We start from the raw sequence: 19,850 nt of genomic DNA, 5'->3' as shown, positions 1-19,850 counted from the left end.
TACTAGCATACTTTGTCGAATATAATAGTCAATCATATTTACTTCAATAATTAACAAAAATGTTTTCAGACTTTCCTTTGCAATGGAAAGGATCCAATGATTGCAAAAAATATAATAAACAGAGGGGTTATAACAGTAAGAGAGAACGAAAACCTGGCCCAACTTATGGCAAAATTTCACACTTATAACAATCACACACTTCCCGTCACTGGCCAGGACAACAACATTTTAGGGATCATTAAATCTTAGGAGCTTATTCCGGAGCTGTTATCACAGGAGCAGGGCAAGTATAAAAGAGGTATATGGGGTTTGCCCTCATGGCGCACGCTGGTGTAGCCATCGGACCAGTCATGATGGTAAAAGTAAGTCTCCATCATAAACGGCGGAGCAACTCATAACACTATTTTTGCCACAACTGTTATTTATGAACTATGCGGTTCGGCAGCAACACGTTATGTTTTATTAAAAGCTAAAGATATTTAACTCTATCTCAACGCCTCTATTTCTTTTCTAATAATATTTGCGCTGGGTATATCGGGAGCAATCTTCAAAACTGTCTCTAAATCATCTATTGCTTTCCCATACTCTCCTTTCTCTTTAAACGACTGCCCCCGGTACCTGAAAGCAACCGGATTACCGGGAAACAGCTCAAGGGATTTATCAAAATCAGCTATAGCCTCATCTAGCCTTCCGGTCTGCAGCAGGAGTACTCCCCTGTCTATATACAATCCTGCCATAGAAGGATTTAAGGTTATTGCCTTACTGAAATCCCGGACTGCCTTCTCAAGCTCTCCGGTTTCCTTATACATCTTCCCTCTCAGGTAATATGTAAAGACCTTATTCGGAGTTAAACTGATGCATTTCCCAAAATCTTCAATTGCTTCTTTCAGTTTATTACAGTCAGCAAAGAATATTGCCCTCGAAAAATATGCATCACTGAGATAAGGGTCTAATTCGATTGCTTTATTTAGATCATTCATTGCATTATCAAATCTACCTGTTTCCGCAAAAGCGACACCTCTGTTACAATACGCCTGTGCGTAATCAGGATCAATTTCAATTATTTTATCGTAATCTAATATTGCTTTATCTATTTTCCCAATTTTCTTAAACGCAATCGCCCTGTTTAAATAGGACAGTGTAAACCTGGGACTAATAGCAATCGCCTCATTAAAATCTTCTATTGCCTTGCCATATCTCCCCTCAACGCCCAGAAGCGAACCTCTGTTATAATACGCTGAGGCATATTTCTTATTAAGTGATATTGCCATACTATAGTTCTTTATTGCCTCAGCAATTAAACCCATTTTTTCGTAAACCACCCCCATGTTACAGAAAGCGCCAGGGTTTTTAGGATTTAATAATATAGACTTTTTACAATCTCCAAGAGCTCCCTTATGATCCCCATTCTCTCTTCTTATTTTAGAACGATTTAATAATATATTCGAAATTACTTCCTTTTTATTCAAACTCTGTAAATAGCATCCATGGGTGATACTCTCTTCATCAAATCGCTCCACACTATTTGATACATAAAATGAGTCCGGCAGACTCATTCCCTTGTGACCCATCTCAATATTTATCTTCTGTTTGCCATCATCATATCTGACGAAAATATGCTCCGGAACATTAACGCCAAACAAAGGTAACCCGAGTCTCTCCGCAATAGAGAGGTATAAGATAGTTAGTCCTATACAATTTCCTTTTCTCCGATCAATTACTTTATTTAAATATAAATCCTCCAGATTACCAGTCTGCACATAAACAAATCCCAGTTCATCAAATAGAAATTTATTTATTATTTTTATTTTCGACATTGGCCCATCACCATCTGTGATTCGTACCTTTATCATTCTTGCGTACCAATCAACACACTCCACATAATCCTCTATCTTAATTTCAGAATGCTCCTCATTTGCTAATAACAACGAAACTTCAGCCAGACCAATGTGCTCATCGTCCTCTGATATCAAATATTCAAACAATGCATTGCCTGAATATTTTGACTGACTGTATTGAATGTTCTGAGGACTTTCAAAGATGTTTTCTGCAAATATACTTTTTGAGCTACCGGCTATAAGCAGAACAGATACCAATAGATTTATAAAGCAGACGCTTTTTACTCTTTTATGACTCTTCTTCATGACAGTTTTCGCGGCAATCAATCTATCTTTGTACTTAAAAATTTAAAAATGGACCAATTACATAAAAGTCCTTGACTCACAAGAATATTTCCAATAGCATTTATTTCACATAAACTTCATTCTATTTATCAAAACCCATAAAAAATGCAAAAGAAAACACTCTTAATATCTGGAATTCTATCTTCAATTCTCCTTATATCAACTTTTATTTTTGCCGGAGAAGAATCTTCATCTTTATTTGAAGGCTTCAGCTTTCCAATGGGAGAAACCAAAGCAGAATTTATAACTGAATCATTCGAAGATCTATCGAATATTCTTGGCAACTACAGCAAACTTACAGAATCAGAGAAGAAAGATTCATGGATTAACAATTATAAAGGAAAATACGTAAGATGGAATGGTGTTGTTAACTATAAAGGCTTAACCAATGACGATTGGAACAGAATTGGTATCAGGCATAATGTAGACACAAATGTTGAGATGATGCTGGGTAAAGACAAAAAGGGAGTTGTCAAGATGATAAACAAAGGCGACCGCGTCACCTATACAGGAAAATTATCGTTTCTGTTTAACAGAAACCTGATGTTTAAACTGGAAGACGCAAATGTTGAAACTGTTAATGATGTAACTATAGATGAATTAGCGAATAAATTAAAGGAGGACGTCACTACATCTTCATCGCCCTTTAATATACCAGAAACATCAGCTAATCCGAACCCTAAAGAATCTCCTGAAGGAGAAGATATTTTATCTTTTGAAGGCCTGAACAAAATTTTTGGCAAGAATAGTAGCATCTCACAATCACGAAAAGAAGAGCTGTGGAAATCTTACAGAGGAAAAGAGATAGAATGGCAAGGGGTTGTCAATTACAAGGGGCCCGGAAAGAATGATTTAGGCAGGATTGGCATAAGGCATAATGTGGGTACAAATGTTGAGTTAAAAATTGATGCAGACAGTGAAAACTTAATTAATATGATACAAAGAGAAGACAAAATTACTTACACCGGTAGACTGGCAAAACTGTTTGGAAGAAATCTCCTATGCAGTGTTGAAAATATAGAAATAAAAACAATTGGAGATAAAGAAGTCGCGGAAATTGAAAAAGATGCATCAGTATCAGACACAAATAATATAACGGTGCCTGAAGTTATAAAAGAACCGGAGATTATATTGGAAGAATCAATGGCACCAAAAGTTACTAAAAGCAAAGATGTAGAAATTATTGAGGCTATGGACGGATCGATAAAAATTCCTTTTGAAGACCTTGACGCGCTATTCGGCAAGGAAAGCAGAATGACTGAATCGCTTAAGGATAAACTTTGGAAAGAGTATAAAAACAAATACATCAGATGGACGGGAGTGGTCGTTTTCAGAGGAAAAGGAAGGGTTAGCGGTCTAAGGATGGGAATAAAGCACCACAAAGGTACCGATGTAGAGTTAGTTTTCTCTAACGATAAAGAGCGCCTGGTTTTAGGTACAAAAAAAGGCGATAAAGTAACTTATACCGGCAAGCTTGTTACCCGGCGTGGTTACATCCTTCCATATAAACTAGAAGATGCCAACATAGAAAGTATTTTAAAAGAGTCGAGAATAAAAGAATAGTTTGTTGTCTCCGAAAGCTTCCTGTCAAAAGTAGATACCATGGCAGATATAAATTACATAATTTTATTCCATATATCAACAGATAGTGAGGTGTATAATGTTAAAAAGAATATTTTTCTCATTTTTCATTCTACTTGTACTGATTTGCTTCAATAGTGTTATTTTAACAGCACAGGAGGTTTCTGAACATGATAAATTAATTGTTAAAGGAAACAGGTTGATTACAAAAAAGAAGTACAATGAAGCGCTTGAGGCTTACCAAGGAGCGACAAAGCTCAAATCAGAGTCCTTTATAGGTTGGTACAACAAAGGCATCACCCTTGATTTGCTTGGCAGATATGAAGAGGCTGTGGATGCACTTGAACTGGCAGTAAAAATTGAACCCGATAATCATGAAGCCTGGTTTGTAATGGGTAACGCGCTGGACCATAATACAAAATTCGTAGAATCTATCTCCGCGTTTGATAGAGCTTTGGCACTCAAACCTGACTATGTTGCAGCCCTCTACAAAAAAGGGAATGTACTTGACCACATTGGTAGATATAAAGAGGCAATAAAAACATATGACAGAATAATTGATTTAAAGCCCGATTCACATGAAGCGTGGAATAATAAAGGGCTTACACTTGCACGAATACCCGAAAGAAGAGTAGAGGCAATAGAAGCATACGACAAGGCAATTGTCATAAAATCGGATTATTATGAGGCATGGGTGAACAAGGGAAATGCTCACGTGCGCGTAAGAAACTATGAAGATGCCGTTAAATCCTATGAAAAGGCAATTGAAATAAAACCTGGAGAACATGCTGCCTGGGCAGACATCGGTTTTACACTTGCCGATCTTGGAGAAAATGAGAAAGCAGTAGACGCGTTTAGAAAAGCGGTAGAGATTAAACCAAACTCTTACGCGTCATGGAATGGTATAGGTCTGGCGCTTGACAAATTGGGAAGACACGAGGAATCAGTAACCGCTTATATAAAAGCATCTGAGATAGATCCTGACTCATACGGTGCATGGACAAACCTTGGGCTTGCTTACTCCCGCGTAAACAAACATAATGCTGCCATAGACGCGTATAACCACGCCATCAAGCTTCAACCGGATTCATACGAAACGATAACAAACAAAGCCCTTGAGCTAACAAGGATAGAAAAGTATTCAGAGGCACTTACCGCTATTGAAAAAGCTATTAACCTCAAACCCGATTATCCCCAAGCCTGGAATGTCAAAGGCGACATACTGACCAATTTAGCAAAGATAGATGGAGCCATAAAAGCCTATAACATGGTCATTAAAACAATTCCTGATAATGATGCCTATGAGGTGCCACGTCTTGGCAAAATCAAATACAGAGCTTTGAACAAGAAGGGCCTTGCATTAGTCCGCAATCAACAATTTACAGAAGCGGCAGCAGAGTTTGAAAAAGCCCTTAAAATAGATCAAAATTCCTTTGCAACCTGGTTAAATAAAGGACTTGCTGAAGTAAGAATTGGTAAACTGGACGAAGCGCTAAAGGCATTTGAAAGGGCGATAACGTTAAAGCCGGGCTTCCATGAAACATGGAATTATAAGGGCTTTGTACTTGAAGATCTTGGAAGATTGCAGGAAGCCGTCTCCGCATATAACGAAGCATTCAAGGTTAATCCTGGTTTCATCGCAGCACTTAACAACAAGGGTCTTGTTCTTGATAAACTAGGAAAACACGACGAGGCGATTGAGGCTTATAAAAGCTCAATACAGGCAAATCCCGCATTTGATGCCGCATGGTTTAACATGGCCTGTTCATACTCCCTACTGGGAGAAAAAGACAATATGCTACACTCATTAAAAAAAGCAATAGGTTTAAACCCCAGGTATAAAATGGCACTACAACAGGTACCCGACTTTCAGAATTACAGAAACGACCCCGAATTTCTAAAGATAACAGGGAGATAATCATTAAATACAGGAGACATAAGCGATTGAAGTTTAATCCTTTTTATTCTCAGGCCCTACAAAGTGTAAATACTTATGGCTAGTCAGTATATCCGGATGTATATACCAGTCTCCCGTAAAAGCCTTATGAGCAATTCTATATGCAGACTCAGACTCTGAGGTAACACTTACCGCATAAGTTAACCCACTCGCAACGCCACCTAGAAGAGCATATGCTGCCTTAAATGGCATATATACAGCAGTTGTAACAGTGCTGGCAGCAACCAATCCAACTTTTCCTGCAGTACTATGGTCCGAATATTTCTTTGCTTCCGCATCATTAATGAAACTACCTTGTACAAAAAAGCTGATACTTAAAACCAATACTGATATTACAAATATTTTTTTCATTTTCATACCCCCCCCTACAATAAATTAGTATTTTCAATATTACCCTGTGTACCGACATCAGGCAGTCTGGTTAAATGTACGAACAAACATACATTTTAATCATAAAATAGATAACCGTGGGATGATGGATGGAATATCAGGATGAAACATTAACTATTTAAAACTATATACTGCGTCTTTCCAGTTTTGCTATATAACACAGAAAACTAAAACTTTCAAGCTTAAAAAAAACCGTCGTAAAATTAAATTTTTTTGTACTACCGATTACGTTTTATTCTTGGTATTTTCAATACTTATCTTTAATCTCTGTTAATAATTCTAACTGGCAATATGATAAATACAAATTAAATGCTCTTGACAATTATTAATACAACAAATATCATTATTTATAAAGAATAAATTGTGATTAAAGTCTCTGTTCATTCAAAACAAAAGAGCACAGACTCATCAAATTAACTATAAAGGAGAGCAAATGAATACAGGCAAATTTAGTACGATTATCTGTTTATTGGCTTTTTTCGTTATTAACACTATAATTCTATCAGTTACTATTGCAGATGAACAGCAATCAGGGGTCGGTTATGGCAGAGGAGGAAGAATGTCTGGTGGTGCGTCATCAGCACGTGAAGATGAACCAATTAAGCCAATCTCAATAAACTTTGACTATAATAGAGCAAAGGTAGAATTAGGAAAGAAATTGTTCTTCGAACCCCGATTGTCTAAATCCGGATGGATCACCTGTAATTCCTGTCATAACCTCGCAACCGGCGGGGCAGATAATTTACCAACCTCTATCGGACATAAATGGTTTTTAGGGCCGATAAACTCACCTACCGTCCTGAATTCAAAATTCAATCTGGCCCAGTTCTGGGATGGTCGTGCAAAGGATTTAAAAGAACAGGCAGGAGGCCCGATAGCCAATCCTCTTGAAATGGGTTCAAACCACGAGTTGGCAGTGAGCATTTTACAATCAATACCAGAGTACGTACAATGGTTCAGTGAAATATATGGACTGGATGAGATGTATGGAGATGAAATAATAACTATAGACCAGGTCACTGATGCTATCGCTGCGTTTGAGGAAACGTTAGTCACACCAAACTCAAACTTTGACAATTGGCTGAATGGATATGACAATTCAATTTCCGAAATAGAAAAGGAAGGATATGATTTATTTAAGGAGAAAGGGTGCATTGTCTGTCATAACGGTGTCGGTGTAGGAGGAAACTCTTATCAGAAATTTGGAATTGCAAAACCGTATGACAAAGATACTCATACTCTTGGAAGATACAACGTAACAAAAGACGAGAAAGATAAATATGTTTTCAAAGTCCCTCTCTTGAGAAATATTGAACTCACGGCCCCCTACTTCCACGACGCAAGTACCTGGGACCTGGCAGAAGCTGTTAATATCATGAATGAATATCAGTTGGGGCTGAAACTTACTGATAGCGAAACAAGCAAAATTGTGGCATTTCTACGGACCTTAACCGGAGATCAACCTTCAGTAATTTTTCCGATACTGCCGCCATCAACTTCAACCACTGCTAAACCTAATCGAAATTGACTATATTAAACCAAATTTGCGAATTTTGCGTTTTTGTAACTTCATGTAGTTAAGTCTATGGTATTTTACGATTGGATAACTTATACCTAAAGGGACCAGCAACACCCAGACTGCATCAGAAATTTCCAAACGTACGAGCGGCATTGATGATGCAAGGTTCATGAAAGCTGTGTAACCTTAAAGTGCCCTCCACCCAATTTGTACAATTTTGATAGGTTTTTCTCATTAATAAGGATATGAAAATTGACACCGGAATTTATGAATGTACGACCCAGCACCTGGCTATGCTCATAAATATATGCCAGTAATTTACCATTACTGGCATCACATTCCAGCTTAATCTCCGTGACACCTCTATTTGCAAAACCAACCATTTTCTCTTTCAGCATGTCCAGACCCTCTCCGGTCAATGCAGAAATAGTTACTACGTTGTCATATTTACTTTGAAAAAACGTGGTAATTGACGAATCTTTCAATACATCTACTTTGTTGAGAACCATTATTAATGGTTTTTTGTCACAATCTAGTTCTTTAAGAACATTATTAGCGGCCGCAACCTGTTCAACCACATCAGAAGAGCTGACATCAACAACATGTAACAGGAAATCTGCCCATATTACTTCTTCAAGGGTTGCTTCAAAGGATGAGATTAAATGGTGAGGAAGTTTCCTGATAAACCCTACGGTGTCGCTTAAAATAACCGTCTTGCCGTTTCCCAGGTCACATAAACTGGTTTTCGTGTCAAGGGTGGCAAAGAGTCTATCTTCAACAAGTACTCCGGCTTCTGTCAAACTGTTCATTAAGGTTGATTTACCGGAATTAGTATACCCTACCAGCGAAACGGTTGTGTGTTCTTTTCTTGCCTTTGCCTGCCTCTTCCTGCGTTCCGTTACCTGCCCGAGTCTTTTCTTCAAAGCAAGTACTCTTTTTGACACCAACCGTTTGTCTACTTCTAATTGCTTTTCTCCCGGCCCCCTGGTCCCGATACCCCCTTCTATTCTGGACAGATGAGACCACATTCTCTTCAAGCGAGGTCTTGTATATTCCAGTTGTGCCAGTTCGACCTGCAATTTTGCCTGAGCAGTCTTAGCCCTCGCGGCAAAGATATCCAGGATCAATTCGCTCCTGTCAATTACCTTCGTATCAATGATTTTCTCCAGATTACTGACCTGCGCGGGAGAAAGGTCGTCATCACAAATCACGACATCTATTCTTTTATCTTTACAAAGTTCTGCCAGTTGAGCAACTTTCCCCTTACCTATGTAGAGAGAAGGATCCACTTTTCTCCTTCTCTGCACAACACTATCCAGCACTTTTGCTCCCGCCGTTTCAGCCAGGCTCTTAAGCTCTTCAAGGGGAGCTTCGTCATTTTTGTCTTTATGCAACAATGTATAAAGCAATATTGCACGTTCAGCCCTTACGGATAAATCAGTTCTCTTTAACTCTACCATTTACTGATTGCAATTAACGCTTTGTCTTACAAGCCGCCCTTTTCTTTGTAGTTTTTTGAACTGCTTTTTTTACCACTTTCTTAACTGCCTTTTTAGCTACTGTTTTCGTTACCTTTTTGACAACATTTTTAGCCGGTTTTTTCGCTGCCGTCTTACTGGCCGCTTTATATAAAGACTGCATATAAGTTTTTGTTTTTTTCAGACCATGTTTTTTTGCCTGAAAACGTACAGCTTCCAGTGTTCTCTTAAGTTTTTTTGCAAGTTTTTGTGTATCGGTTTTTGGATATTCTTTTATTAACGTACTCAACTCTGCCTTTGTCCATAATTTAACAGGCGTTTTTTTAGCTGTTTTTTTTGCAGCCATATAGATCTCCCTCTTCTAAATTTACAAAAACGAGAATATAATTATAAATTAAAACCATCATTACTCTTTTACTCTCTCCCACGCTATAAGTGGCTTGTATCATGTGACTTAATTATTGTCAAGAAAAAAACAAACATATACATGTTTTCATTACAATTTCTACGCACTCTCTTATAAGTATACTATAGAGTATTGCTATTAAACTTTTTTCAAACACTCAGTAGAAGTGGTAAATCGGTCTATTTACCGCTGGTAATTCAGTAAATTATCAGTGAATAGGTTAACTAAGTATGTATATTTTTCTTGATTTAAATTGTCAACCATATAAGATTAAAAGTATTGTATATTTGATCCTTTCACCAGGTAATATTATTATAATTATGAATACACTTATCGCGCTGCCCGCTTACAACGAAAGAAAAGATATAGGATTTATCATATCCCAAATAAAGAGCTATGATTTAGACATACTGGTAATAGATGACGGATCTACAGACGGAACGCAAGAGCAATTGTCGAACATAGAAAATATAAACACCATCGTCCACGAAATAAATCTTGGCTATGGACAAACCATTATTGACGCCTTCAAATATGCGATCTCACATGGATATGACAGCATAATTACAATGGATTGTGACGGTCAACATATACCTGATGAAATCCAGATTTTTCTGTCACAAATATCAGACTACGATATTGTGTCTGGGTCAAGGTATCTAATAGAAGCCAATAAATCAGATCCACAAATTCCACCCGACAGGTATGCAATAAATATGGAAATCACCCAACTGTTAAACGAAACAACTAAGCTTGATTTAACAGATTCGTTTTGTGGCTTTAAGGCGTACAAAACTGCAGCAATAAAAAAATTGAGGCTGACAGAGACTGGTTATGGCATGCCTCTGCAATTGTGGATACAGGCATGGAAATCAGGACTCAGCATTAAAGAAATACCGGTTAAACTTATTTACAATAACGCGGAGAAACGTTTTAGCGGGGACCTTGATAACCCTACAATAAGAATTAATTATTACAAAGAGATAATAAAAAGAGAATCTAGTGAAAACTCAAGAAATCAGGCAACTATATATATTTGATGCACAAAATCAGAAAAACTTTAAAAACAATTAGGCTTAGTAGTGATTATCCAACACCATATACCTTCTTTATACATTCACATTCCATTTTGCATAAGTAAATGCATATATTGTGATTTCAACTCAATTGTAACAAATTCACAGGTAGTTGATGAATATCTTGGGACGATTGAAGAGGAGCTTCAATCCACTATCAAAAAATATTCGTTCAAAACTGTTTTCATAGGTGGCGGTACTCCTACTGTCTTAAATGAAACACAACTGGACAGGCTGTTGAGTGCGGTCACCAAATATGTCGATATTCCCAACCTCAAAGAATATACAATTGAAGTAAACCCGGGGACATTGAGCGACGAAAAAGCCATCATCATGAAAAACAGCCATGTTAACAGGGTCAGCATTGGCATTCAATCCTTTAACGACAGGTATTTGAAACTTCTCGGACGAATTCATTCTGCAAATGAAGCAAAAGATATTTTTTCAAACTTAAGAGCAAAAGGATTCAACAATCTCAGTGTTGATATGATTTACGGTTATCCTGCTCAGACTTTAAACGAATGGCAGAAGGAGCTGGAAGAGTGCTGCGGGTTAGGCCCTGAACATATCTCTGCTTATTGTCTTACGTACGAACAGGGAACACCAATTGTTGAGATGACAAATTCCGGGGCTCTAAATAAATTAAGTGAAGAAGAAGAGCTGAAGATGTACGAATTCACAAATGATTTTCTCTGTGATAAAGGTTATAATCACTATGAAATATCAAATTTTGCAAAGCAGGGTAAAGAGTGTCGACATAATACCGTCTACTGGGAAAACAGAGAATACATTGGAATAGGCGCCGGGGCATTTTCTTACGTCCATGGTGAACGATACAGTAATATAAAAAATGTAAAAGAGTACATCTCTTCAGCTAAATCAAAGAAGAGGTTAAAATGTTTTTCTGAAAAATTACCTCAAAAGCAAAGAGCGTCTGAAATACTTATTATGGCATTGAGGATGACGTCCGGTATCTCAAGAAAGGACTTCATTCAAAGGTCCGGTTTTGATTTAAACGAACTCTTTCAAAAACAACTAGACAACCTGACACAGGCAGGTTTGATAAACTTTGATGATGAAAGAGTTAAATTAACCAGAAAAGGTCTGTCTCTGGCAGACTCAGTAATGACGGAATTTATGTAATAATTTTGTTAAGGAGCTATTAATTTGATAAACGCAATAGATTTAAGAAAAGGACTGGTCATAAAGATTGACGGAGAACTTTACACGGTGGCCAGCTACCAACACGTTACCCCCGGTAAGGGACGCGCTCATATGCAGGTGAGCATAAAGAGTTTAAAACAGGGCAATGTTACACAAAAACGCTTCAGGCCATCAGACAAGGTGGAAGATATATTTGTAGACCACAGAGACATGGAATACCTATATCAGGAAGGAGACAGCTATTGTTTTATGGATACAGAAAGCTACGAGCAGGTATTCCTTTCAAAGGAGGTCCTTGGAGACGCAATGTCGTATATAGCGCCAAACGCTAAAGTATCGGTTTCGCTCTACAATAATAATGCCATCGGAGTAGAACTCCCCTCCTCTGTCATACTTAAAATTACAGAGACAGACCCCGGCACAAAAGGAGACACCGTAACAAATGTATTCAAACCGGCAACACTGGAAACAGGCTATGTGACCAAAGTACCACTTTTTGTGAATACCGATGAAATGGTAAAAATTGATACACGTACGGGTGAATTCATGGGCAGAGCATAGGATAAATAAGCGTGAAGTGAACTAAAGCTATGGAGAAAAATGCAGACAAACATAGAAGAATCTATAAAAATATATGGTAAAAAGATTGATGACTTACTTAAAGAGATCATACCGCCGGATAGAGATGATTTTTTAAGCGAACCTATCTGGCACCACCTGAAAACAGGAGGGAAACGAATAAGACCTGCCATATGCTTGATTACGTGCAAAGAGTTGGGTGGCAATCCCGATGAAGCGCTCCATTTCGCGTTGGCAATAGAGATATTACATAATATGTTTCTCCTGCACGATGATATTGAAGATGAAGACACCATGAGACGCGATCAACCAACCGTGTGGGTCAAATACGGCATTGCAAATGCCATCAATTCCGGTGATTATCTACTGGCACGGGCCTACCACTCTATTCTGATAAGCCCGATACCATCAGACAGGAAGTTGAAACTATTAGAGATATTTAATTTGACATACGAAAAAACAGTAGAAGGCCAGGCACTCGATATAAACGCGAGAGGGGTTGCGGATTATACCGTTGAGAAGTATCTTAAACTTGTAAGACTGAAAACGGGGTACTATCTCGCATGTGGAATGGTCGGAGGCGCCATAGTAGCATCAGAAAATTTTGAGGGAACTATAGATAAGATCTGGGCGTTAGGTAAACTAATGGGCCCCGCCTTCCAGATAAAAGATGATTTAATTGATTTAACAGTAGGCAAAGGACGCGGAGGTGTTATAGGCTCGGACATTCAAGAGGGAAAAGCCAGTTTCTTATATGCGTACACCTCAGAACAGGCAGAAAATAACGACAAAAAATCACTGATTGAAATAATGACTAAACAGAGGGAAGAGACAACCGATGATGATGTAAAACATGTCCTGGATATCTACAATAAATATGGCGCTATAGACCATGCGCAACAATATGCCGATGATTTAATAAAACAATCTTATGTTATAATCGATAAAATACCAACAAACAACAAGACAGTTTTCAAAGATATTGCAAACTTTATGGCCCAACGTATGACTTAACAAATTTTTTTAACAAGAAGGAATAATACATGAAAAACATCTTTAAGACAATAAGTTACAATCCAATTATTTGCCTCTTGCTGGCAGCATTCTTTATATACGGATGCGGTAAAGAAGGAGGAACAGAGGTGGCATCTGTTTCAGAAGAGGTAAAAACTGAAACATCAACAGAAGAAAAAGTGGAGGAAAAACCCGAGGTAAAACTTCCAAACCTCGGTACAGACGCGGAAGATTATTACACCTTCGGTATCGGAGCAATAAAAGACGGAAAATTTCCTCTGGCAGTCCAGGCATGGCTAAAAGCTGTAGAAATTGAACCGACTATGGTAAAAGCATACAATTACCTGGGACGCGCGTACTATACACAGGGTATGATAGAAGGCGCTATCGATGCATATAAGAAAGCAGTAGAGCTCGACCCTGCCAACCCGAAAAGTTACATAAACCTTGGTATTGCCTATAGATATGACCAGGAATATGATGCGGCAATAAATGAACTTAATAAGGCAATTGAATTAAACCCTCTTTCAGCTCTTGCGTATGATGAGATTGGAATGGCCTTGATGAAGCTGGAGAAACATGAAGAGGCCATTGCCGCGTTTCAAAATGCGGCAGCTATCGATCCAAAATTTCCACAACCGCACAACAATATAGGGGTCATTTACCTGATGCAGGGAAGATCAAAAGATGCCGATACTGAATTTAAAAAGTATGAAGAATTAATGAAAGAAAAAAGCGCGCAACAGGCAAAAATAATGGGTGGTCCACATCCCTGAACATTCAATTTATCTGTAGTGGCAATCCATGATTTACTACTACAATTATAATTTATTTAAGAACAATAAAATAAGAACAGGAAACTAATCAATGAAAAAACAGATATCAATCTCTTGCCTGGCTCTGGCAATTGCATTCATTTCCCTTACTTCAGGTTACGCGCATGAGGGAGGAGATCTCTCAACAAAAGAGCTTGCAAGCCAGATTGGAAAAACAGAATCAGAACTAAAGGAAATAGACAAAAAAATCATTGCATACAATAATACCGTCAAGTCCAACCCGGATGACGCGGAAGCGCATTTTAATCTTGGTAAACTGTATGAACAGAAGATGAAATTCTATGACGCGATAACGGAGTACCAGAAAACAATCCAGTTAAATCCCGATTTTCTTGAAGCGCGCGTAAACCTCTCCCTTGTCTATACGGAACTCAATATGTTTTCAGAGAGTGTCAATGAGCTGAAACAGGTACTGAAGATAGACCCTGATAACGTTGACGCTCACAAATACATCGGACGCTCTTATTATAAAACAGGCCTGCTGAACGAGGCTATGGAAGAGTTTAAAATAGCCCTGAAACTTGAGAAAAAAGACCCGGAACTTCACTGCTACCTTGAAAGCGTTTATTTCAGTATGGGACGACTCGATGACGCGGTTGCTGAACTGAAAAAGGCGATTGAAATCGATCCACAATTCAAAGTAGCACACCTTAATCTCGGTTTTGTCTACTTTGAACAGGGCAAACTTGATGAGGCGATGGAAGAGTACGAAACTGCGATTGGTATCGACCCGAAATTCGCTGACGCATATAGTAATATGGGGCTGGTCTATTGTGAGAGAAAAATGTTTGATGAAGCCATCTCTATACTCAAGAAGGCCATAGAGATAAACCCCACGTTACCCGACGCCCACAACAATCTGGGCTATGCGTACTGGCAGAAAAGTATTAAAGAAAACAATAAAGAGTTTAAAGATAAAGCCATGCGTGAAGTTACTATATACAAAGGGTTGATTGGGGCAAATTAGATATTTCTTTTTACCTTGGTTTTTCAGGTGCATTAGTTATGGGAGATCAAACCTTACCAGGTGCAATTCCCATGGAGGTCATGGATTTGATCATTATCCCAAAAACCAGGGCTTTCGATGTAAACCCATTAAACCCTAATATCGCAACTTCCATTGCAAAATAGACAATACGCAATTGCTCAGTTTATGGTAAACAACTGAAAAATTCCGTGCTCATCCTGTCCCCATTCGTTTGCCAGTTTATCCGGAAACGGGACAGGTATACATGAATAGTCTGTTTCAATCTCTTTTTCCTTCTCAACAACCACTTTCCCCCCTTAATTTAATGTATAGGAATTTCAAAGTTGATGACGTTGATATTCTTTAATCGTGCCTTCCTCAGAATGACATGCCGACTTGTCATTCTGCTCTCCATGCTCTCTTCTCCTATAGGGACATGTCAATCTTCTGCTCACCAGGCTTCTCCCTGATTTGCCATCGTATCTGCCCCAGGTCCTGCTGTTTTATACTATCAAATATGAATAACAGATCGATGTCTCCGCCGAGCGCAGTGTCTCTGGCACGGGAACTGAACAAAACAACTTTTGCCTGTTTATCAAAAACAGAAACACTCTCTTTAATAGTTTGCTGTTCCAGTTCGCTGAGGCGTATAATATTCTACAGAAAAAATACTCAATAAAGTGTATTCGTACCAATTGGTACAATTAGTGTCTGGATTGTAGCACCTGTTTTTTCCGTAATCAAGAAATAATAAGGTGTTTAGTGAAACCGCTTTAAAACCCAATCATTCTATTGTAAAATGTGATTATGAGAAAAACTTCTATAATAATTGCCATTATACTTTCCGTTGCCCTTATCACTATAATATCGGTCATATCCGCCTGTGTCTTTCTCATAAACAAAGGAAAGTTAACGCCATACATTGAGCGCAGGATCAAGGGAGATACAAAGTTTGATATGAGAATCGCGGACATACATCTTGACATTTTTAACGGACTTCAGTTAAAACAGATCAATGGAACCTGGTTAAGCGGCCAGGTTCATTTTGCGCTTGAATGTAGCACCATTACTATTGATTATGGGCTATCTGGTCTTTTAAAGAGACGTATTAGACGAATAGACATTTCTGACGCTCAGATCAATCTCCATGTACAAAGTAATAAAACAGCCGGTCAGACTTCAGATGACAAAGAAACGGCACCCATGAACATAAAAGAGTTTTATCCAGGACATCTCTCTGTTGACGCTGTCTCTATAAATAACACAGATGTACAGATTGTGTTAGATGACAACAAACTAGCATTAACAAAAATGAGCATGAATGGTAAAGATATCCAGTTTGCAAATCCTTTTGATATCTCAATAAAAGGAGATTTTTCTATTTCACACCTTACAAAAAATACTACTTCAAACTTACCCGGAACAGTTGAGATAAACACAAAATACAGTATACTAAATGATGAATTGATCATTCTGGACAACTCTTTTTTTCTCATAAATGATTTAGAGAAATTTTTTGTCAATGGCAAAGCACGTTCTCTACTCTCAACACCTGAAATTAAATGTAATATAAGCTCACACGGGCTCTCTATCAATACTATCTACGATTTATTAAATGATATTAAACTGATAGAGCTCCCCCCTCTTACTATAGAAGGAGAGTGCGACATTGATATTTCTGTCCAGGGAAACTTTGAGAAAACAGAAATAAGCTTAAACAGTCCAATAAACAACCTGGACCTGAAGAGTGGGGATATGGCCTTTAGGGCAGATGTTCTGGAAATACCGGTCGAGGCAATGCTCTCCTTCTCTGATCATCAAAGAGTAATAAAAGTAGACAGTAAGTTTACAGTACATAATGGTTTTTTTCAGATACCGAAAGTACAAGTAACAGACATAGACATCCCAATAGTTTTCGCCATCGATTATCCGGACCAGATAACCCTCGCTTCGAATGAAATTCATGGAAAATTACACTATGATGACACTCTCTACTCTATCAATAAACTAATTTCAAACTTTAAAACTGTTATTGATTTGAAACGTCCGGAGAGCACAATGTTTGAGACACAGATTGATACGATGTTTTCAGATCCAGCGCGTATTACCGGAAATATTGATATTAAGGAGAAAGTAATCAGAGAAACCTCCTTTAAACTCCATAACATGAACAGTAGAACCCTCTCGGAAACGTTTACTCACTTTATCCCCGAAGGCTATAAGGAGTGGTCATTAAATGGCGATATCTCCATAGATTCTATCATTGATGTTATTGGAGGAGATAGATCTCAGAAAACAAGAGCGGTCACGGACTTGTCATTTTCTAAACTCAAATTCTCATCTCCCGACTATGACTATTTTGGAGAAAAAATAGACGGAACCATCAAAATAGATACTGCTATGGACGCCAATTTCAGCAAGTTCTCCTTGCAGACAAGCGGTACATTTAGTCCATTCCTTATCCAACTGGGAGAATTTACTACAGACATGAGAGGTATGAAGACACGTTTTTCCATCAGTTGCAATTATGACACTTCTGAAAAAAGTCTTACAGGAGTTAAAAGCGAATTGTCCTGGAACAATCTGGGGACGGTCACAGCAGAGGGAAAAATTCTACACCTGAACAGCAATCCACATATTGATATACAATTAGCGGTAAAGAAGTTCTCAAATACAGCACTATTTGAAACCTTTGTTAAAGACACGGTAGAATACTCTAACCCGGTACTGTTTAATACCAGTGTTGAGGGTGAATCAAGTACACACTTTCAAATTAACGGCCCTAAAAATGATTTAACGATTAATGGCCATCTGGACGTAAATGACCTGGGAATCACCTACGGAGAACTGTCTATTGAAGACGTCAACATTGATCTTCCCATCACAATGGCTTATCCCCGTTCCAAAACTCCTATGCGGAAACAGGATGTTCCTCTGACGCAATATGGAGTCGTACAATTAAATAAGCTCTCATACGGCCCACTTGAAATTAAGGATGTCCGGATTAATCCTATTATCAACTCAAATAATTTCTTTATAAAAAATCCTTTTAAAATACCTGTATTTGATGGCACAATAGAGATCAGAAATATAGCTGTGGAAAATATGATAAACAGTGATAGAAAGTTTAAACTTGGATTTCAGTTAAATAATATCAGCCTCAAAGATTTGTCTACAACTTACAAACTGACACCCTTAGAGGAGACATTAAACAGCTCGGCCATCTCTTTCCAACAGCAGGGGCAGAAACTCTCTTCAAAAGAAGAGATAAACATTAAGCTATTTGGCGGAGATATTACCATTAGAGACTTAACGTTGAACAATTTCATGACGTCTATGATGGAGATTGGATTATCAGCAGAAGTTAAACACCTGGATTTGGGACAAATGTCTAATACCTACCGTGAGTGGGGCAACATTACAGGCATAATAAACGGGCAGATAAAAGATTTTAAATTAGTCGCCGGAGAACCATCCGGCTTTGAAATTCAGATGAGGACCGAAAAAACATCCGGTATTAAACAGTCCGTCAGTACAAAATTCCTTAAAAACTTTGTTCCCGGTATTGGAAAAGCATTGGACAAAGTAGGGTTTACAAATTATAAATATGCTGTAATGGGACTACATGCCAGACTGGAAAATGACTATATAAAATTGCGGGGGGCTGTAAAAAAAGACGGAAAAGAGTTGTTTATGAAAGGAGCAGGGATGAAAAGGCTTGAGATTGTGTTCCCCAATGCCGAAAAAAGAGTACCATTCAAGACATTCCTCAGCTCATTCAAAGGAATATTAGATTCAGATGTTGATGGCACTCAAGTTCAGATTAAATAAAAAATGAAAACAATTGAAAGGAGTTAATTTATGAAGAAGCAGATGATAAGATTTCTTGGATTACCACTTCTGGCATTTTTTGTCATTAGTTGTGCCGTGATTACTGTTAACGTTTACTTCCCAACCGAAGCAGTCGAAGAGGCTGCCGAAATAATTATTGACGAGATCCAGGGAGAAGACGGCACACAAGACAACACGGTCAATAGTGATCAACAAAGCTATTTTCGAAAGAGTATACCTTTTAACCTCTTCGGAAACTCAACAGTTTACGCGGGTGAAATAGACCTCAACCTGACAACCCCTGTTATCCGAAAACTGATCGATTCCATGAAGGCCCGTAATGCAAAAATCATGGAATTTAAGGAGAAAGGCGCCATTGGTGAAACGAATGACGGTATGCTTGCGATAAGGGAAATGGGTGGTCTTGGAGGAGAGGGTATCAGGACGGTCAAACGCTTGGTGAGGGCTGAAAATAACGACCGTGAAGCTCTCTATAAGGAGTTGGCAACCGCAAATAAAATCGCGCTGTCAGACGTTGGAAAAATAAAGGCCGTCTTCGCGAAGACCCTTAAACAAAAAGCCAGACCCGGCCACTGGCACCATGATGAAAATGGGAATTGGACGCAGAAGTAATAACAATGAAGACGCTCTTGTTTTTATTAATCAGTGATATATACTTTCGTAATATATCACTGATTAATGCAAGGAGGTTATTATAATAAGTGAACACACCAATATTTAAAATCTTCAGTGATGCAATAATTAACAGCTAATGAATGGAGGCGTTATATGGAATCTGTAAAAATATCACCAAAGTATCGAGTAGTAATCCCCCAAAAAAACTTCGGAAAACACTTAATCTAACGAAT

The 19,850-nt window shown here is 38.2% G+C and carries 19 protein-coding genes; 13 read left to right on the top strand and 6 right to left on the bottom strand.

Annotated elements, in window-relative coordinates; all coding sequences use genetic code 11:
• Nucleotides 1-96: 96 nt before the first annotated feature.
• Nucleotides 97-249, top strand: coding sequence for a CBS domain-containing protein (locus tag SCALIN_RS19095; protein WP_096896043.1), 153 nt, complete (start codon nt 97-99; stop codon nt 247-249).
• Between the two features lie 236 nt (nt 250-485).
• Here SCALIN_RS19095 and SCALIN_RS19090 read toward each other — a convergent pair whose 3' ends face one another.
• Nucleotides 486-2,144, bottom strand: a complete 1,659-nt coding sequence (locus SCALIN_RS19090) for a tetratricopeptide repeat protein (protein ID WP_133112063.1) — start codon at nt 2,142-2,144, stop codon at nt 486-488.
• A gap of 144 nt (nt 2,145-2,288) precedes the next feature.
• On the opposite strand from SCALIN_RS19090, the gene SCALIN_RS19085 reads away from it, so the two are divergent.
• Both SCALIN_RS19085 and SCALIN_RS19080 read left to right on the top strand, forming a co-directional pair.
• Nucleotides 2,289-3,746: a hypothetical protein gene (locus SCALIN_RS19085; RefSeq protein ID WP_096896041.1), complete on the top strand. Its 1,458-nt coding sequence runs from the start codon at nt 2,289-2,291 to the stop codon at nt 3,744-3,746.
• A gap of 97 nt (nt 3,747-3,843) precedes the next feature.
• A complete protein-coding gene (locus SCALIN_RS19080) occupies nt 3,844-5,682 on the top strand; it encodes a tetratricopeptide repeat protein (RefSeq protein WP_096896040.1) in 1,839 nt (612 codons plus the stop codon).
• A gap of 33 nt (nt 5,683-5,715) precedes the next feature.
• Here SCALIN_RS19080 and SCALIN_RS19075 read toward each other — a convergent pair whose 3' ends face one another.
• Nucleotides 5,716-6,072 (bottom strand): hypothetical protein, encoded by a 357-nt coding sequence (locus SCALIN_RS19075; RefSeq protein WP_096896039.1) that lies wholly within the window; start codon nt 6,070-6,072, stop codon nt 5,716-5,718.
• A gap of 598 nt (nt 6,073-6,670) precedes the next feature.
• Here SCALIN_RS19075 and SCALIN_RS19070 point away from each other — a divergent pair.
• Complete coding sequence (locus SCALIN_RS19070; protein ID WP_096896102.1) at nt 6,671-7,639, top strand: cytochrome-c peroxidase; 969 nt, start codon at nt 6,671-6,673, stop codon at nt 7,637-7,639.
• 158 nt (nt 7,640-7,797) lie between these two features.
• On the opposite strand, the gene hflX is transcribed toward SCALIN_RS19070, so the two are convergent.
• Both hflX and SCALIN_RS19060 read right to left on the bottom strand, forming a co-directional pair.
• On the bottom strand, nt 7,798-9,090 hold the full coding sequence (gene hflX / locus SCALIN_RS19065) for a GTPase HflX (protein ID WP_096896038.1): 1,293 nt from the start codon (nt 9,088-9,090) through the stop codon (nt 7,798-7,800).
• A 13-nt stretch (nt 9,091-9,103) separates the two neighbouring features.
• The gene (locus tag SCALIN_RS19060; RefSeq protein ID WP_096896037.1) at nt 9,104-9,454 is read right to left on the bottom strand and encodes a hypothetical protein; all 351 of its coding nucleotides are present in this window, start codon (nt 9,452-9,454) and stop codon (nt 9,104-9,106) included.
• Between the two features lie 380 nt (nt 9,455-9,834).
• Between SCALIN_RS19060 and SCALIN_RS19055 the strand changes: the two genes are divergently transcribed.
• From SCALIN_RS19055 to SCALIN_RS23545, 7 genes are all read left to right on the top strand, one after another.
• Nucleotides 9,835-10,554 carry a glycosyltransferase family 2 protein gene (locus tag SCALIN_RS19055; protein WP_162532415.1) on the top strand — a complete coding sequence of 240 codons (720 nt, stop codon included), beginning with the start codon at nt 9,835-9,837 and terminating at the stop codon, nt 10,552-10,554.
• Between the two features lie 42 nt (nt 10,555-10,596).
• Complete coding sequence (gene hemW, locus SCALIN_RS19050) at nt 10,597-11,733, top strand: radical SAM family heme chaperone HemW (protein WP_096896035.1); 1,137 nt, start codon at nt 10,597-10,599, stop codon at nt 11,731-11,733.
• A 24-nt stretch (nt 11,734-11,757) separates the two neighbouring features.
• Nucleotides 11,758-12,315 (top strand): elongation factor P, encoded by a 558-nt coding sequence (gene efp / locus SCALIN_RS19045; protein ID WP_096896034.1) that lies wholly within the window; start codon nt 11,758-11,760, stop codon nt 12,313-12,315.
• 39 nt (nt 12,316-12,354) lie between these two features.
• Nucleotides 12,355-13,347, top strand: coding sequence for a polyprenyl synthetase family protein (locus SCALIN_RS19040; protein WP_096896033.1), 993 nt, complete (start codon nt 12,355-12,357; stop codon nt 13,345-13,347).
• Nucleotides 13,348-13,376: 29 nt separating this feature from the next.
• Nucleotides 13,377-14,123: a tetratricopeptide repeat protein gene (locus SCALIN_RS19035; protein WP_096896032.1), complete on the top strand. Its 747-nt coding sequence runs from the start codon at nt 13,377-13,379 to the stop codon at nt 14,121-14,123.
• 91 nt (nt 14,124-14,214) lie between these two features.
• Nucleotides 14,215-15,150: a tetratricopeptide repeat protein gene (locus SCALIN_RS19030; RefSeq protein WP_096896031.1), complete on the top strand. Its 936-nt coding sequence runs from the start codon at nt 14,215-14,217 to the stop codon at nt 15,148-15,150.
• 38 nt (nt 15,151-15,188) lie between these two features.
• Complete coding sequence (locus tag SCALIN_RS23545) at nt 15,189-15,314, top strand: hypothetical protein (RefSeq protein ID WP_261341052.1); 126 nt, start codon at nt 15,189-15,191, stop codon at nt 15,312-15,314.
• Nucleotides 15,315-15,329: 15 nt separating this feature from the next.
• Here the strand turns inward: SCALIN_RS23545 and SCALIN_RS23540 are convergent, their stop codons facing one another.
• Together SCALIN_RS23540 and SCALIN_RS24170 are read right to left on the bottom strand one after the other, a co-directional pair.
• Entirely contained in the window at nt 15,330-15,458 is a 129-nt protein-coding gene (locus tag SCALIN_RS23540) for a hypothetical protein (protein WP_261341051.1), read from the bottom strand.
• Nucleotides 15,459-15,576: 118 nt separating this feature from the next.
• Nucleotides 15,577-15,771: a nucleotidyltransferase domain-containing protein gene (locus SCALIN_RS24170; RefSeq protein ID WP_420885448.1), complete on the bottom strand. Its 195-nt coding sequence runs from the start codon at nt 15,769-15,771 to the stop codon at nt 15,577-15,579.
• A gap of 186 nt (nt 15,772-15,957) precedes the next feature.
• On the opposite strand from SCALIN_RS24170, the gene SCALIN_RS19020 reads away from it, so the two are divergent.
• Both SCALIN_RS19020 and SCALIN_RS19015 read left to right on the top strand, forming a co-directional pair.
• Nucleotides 15,958-18,981, top strand: coding sequence for a hypothetical protein (locus tag SCALIN_RS19020; protein ID WP_096896030.1), 3,024 nt, complete (start codon nt 15,958-15,960; stop codon nt 18,979-18,981).
• A 30-nt stretch (nt 18,982-19,011) separates the two neighbouring features.
• The gene (locus tag SCALIN_RS19015) at nt 19,012-19,614 is read left to right on the top strand and encodes a YdbL family probable chaperone protein (protein WP_096896029.1); all 603 of its coding nucleotides are present in this window, start codon (nt 19,012-19,014) and stop codon (nt 19,612-19,614) included.
• Nucleotides 19,615-19,850: the final 236 nt, after the last annotated feature.

It is taken from the genome of Candidatus Scalindua japonica, from assembly GCF_002443295.1.
GTDB lineage: Bacteria > Planctomycetota > Brocadiia > Brocadiales > Scalinduaceae > Scalindua > Scalindua japonica.
The sequence above is the reverse complement of the archived record's forward strand: the minus strand, read 5'-3'. Positions and strand labels throughout refer to the sequence as shown.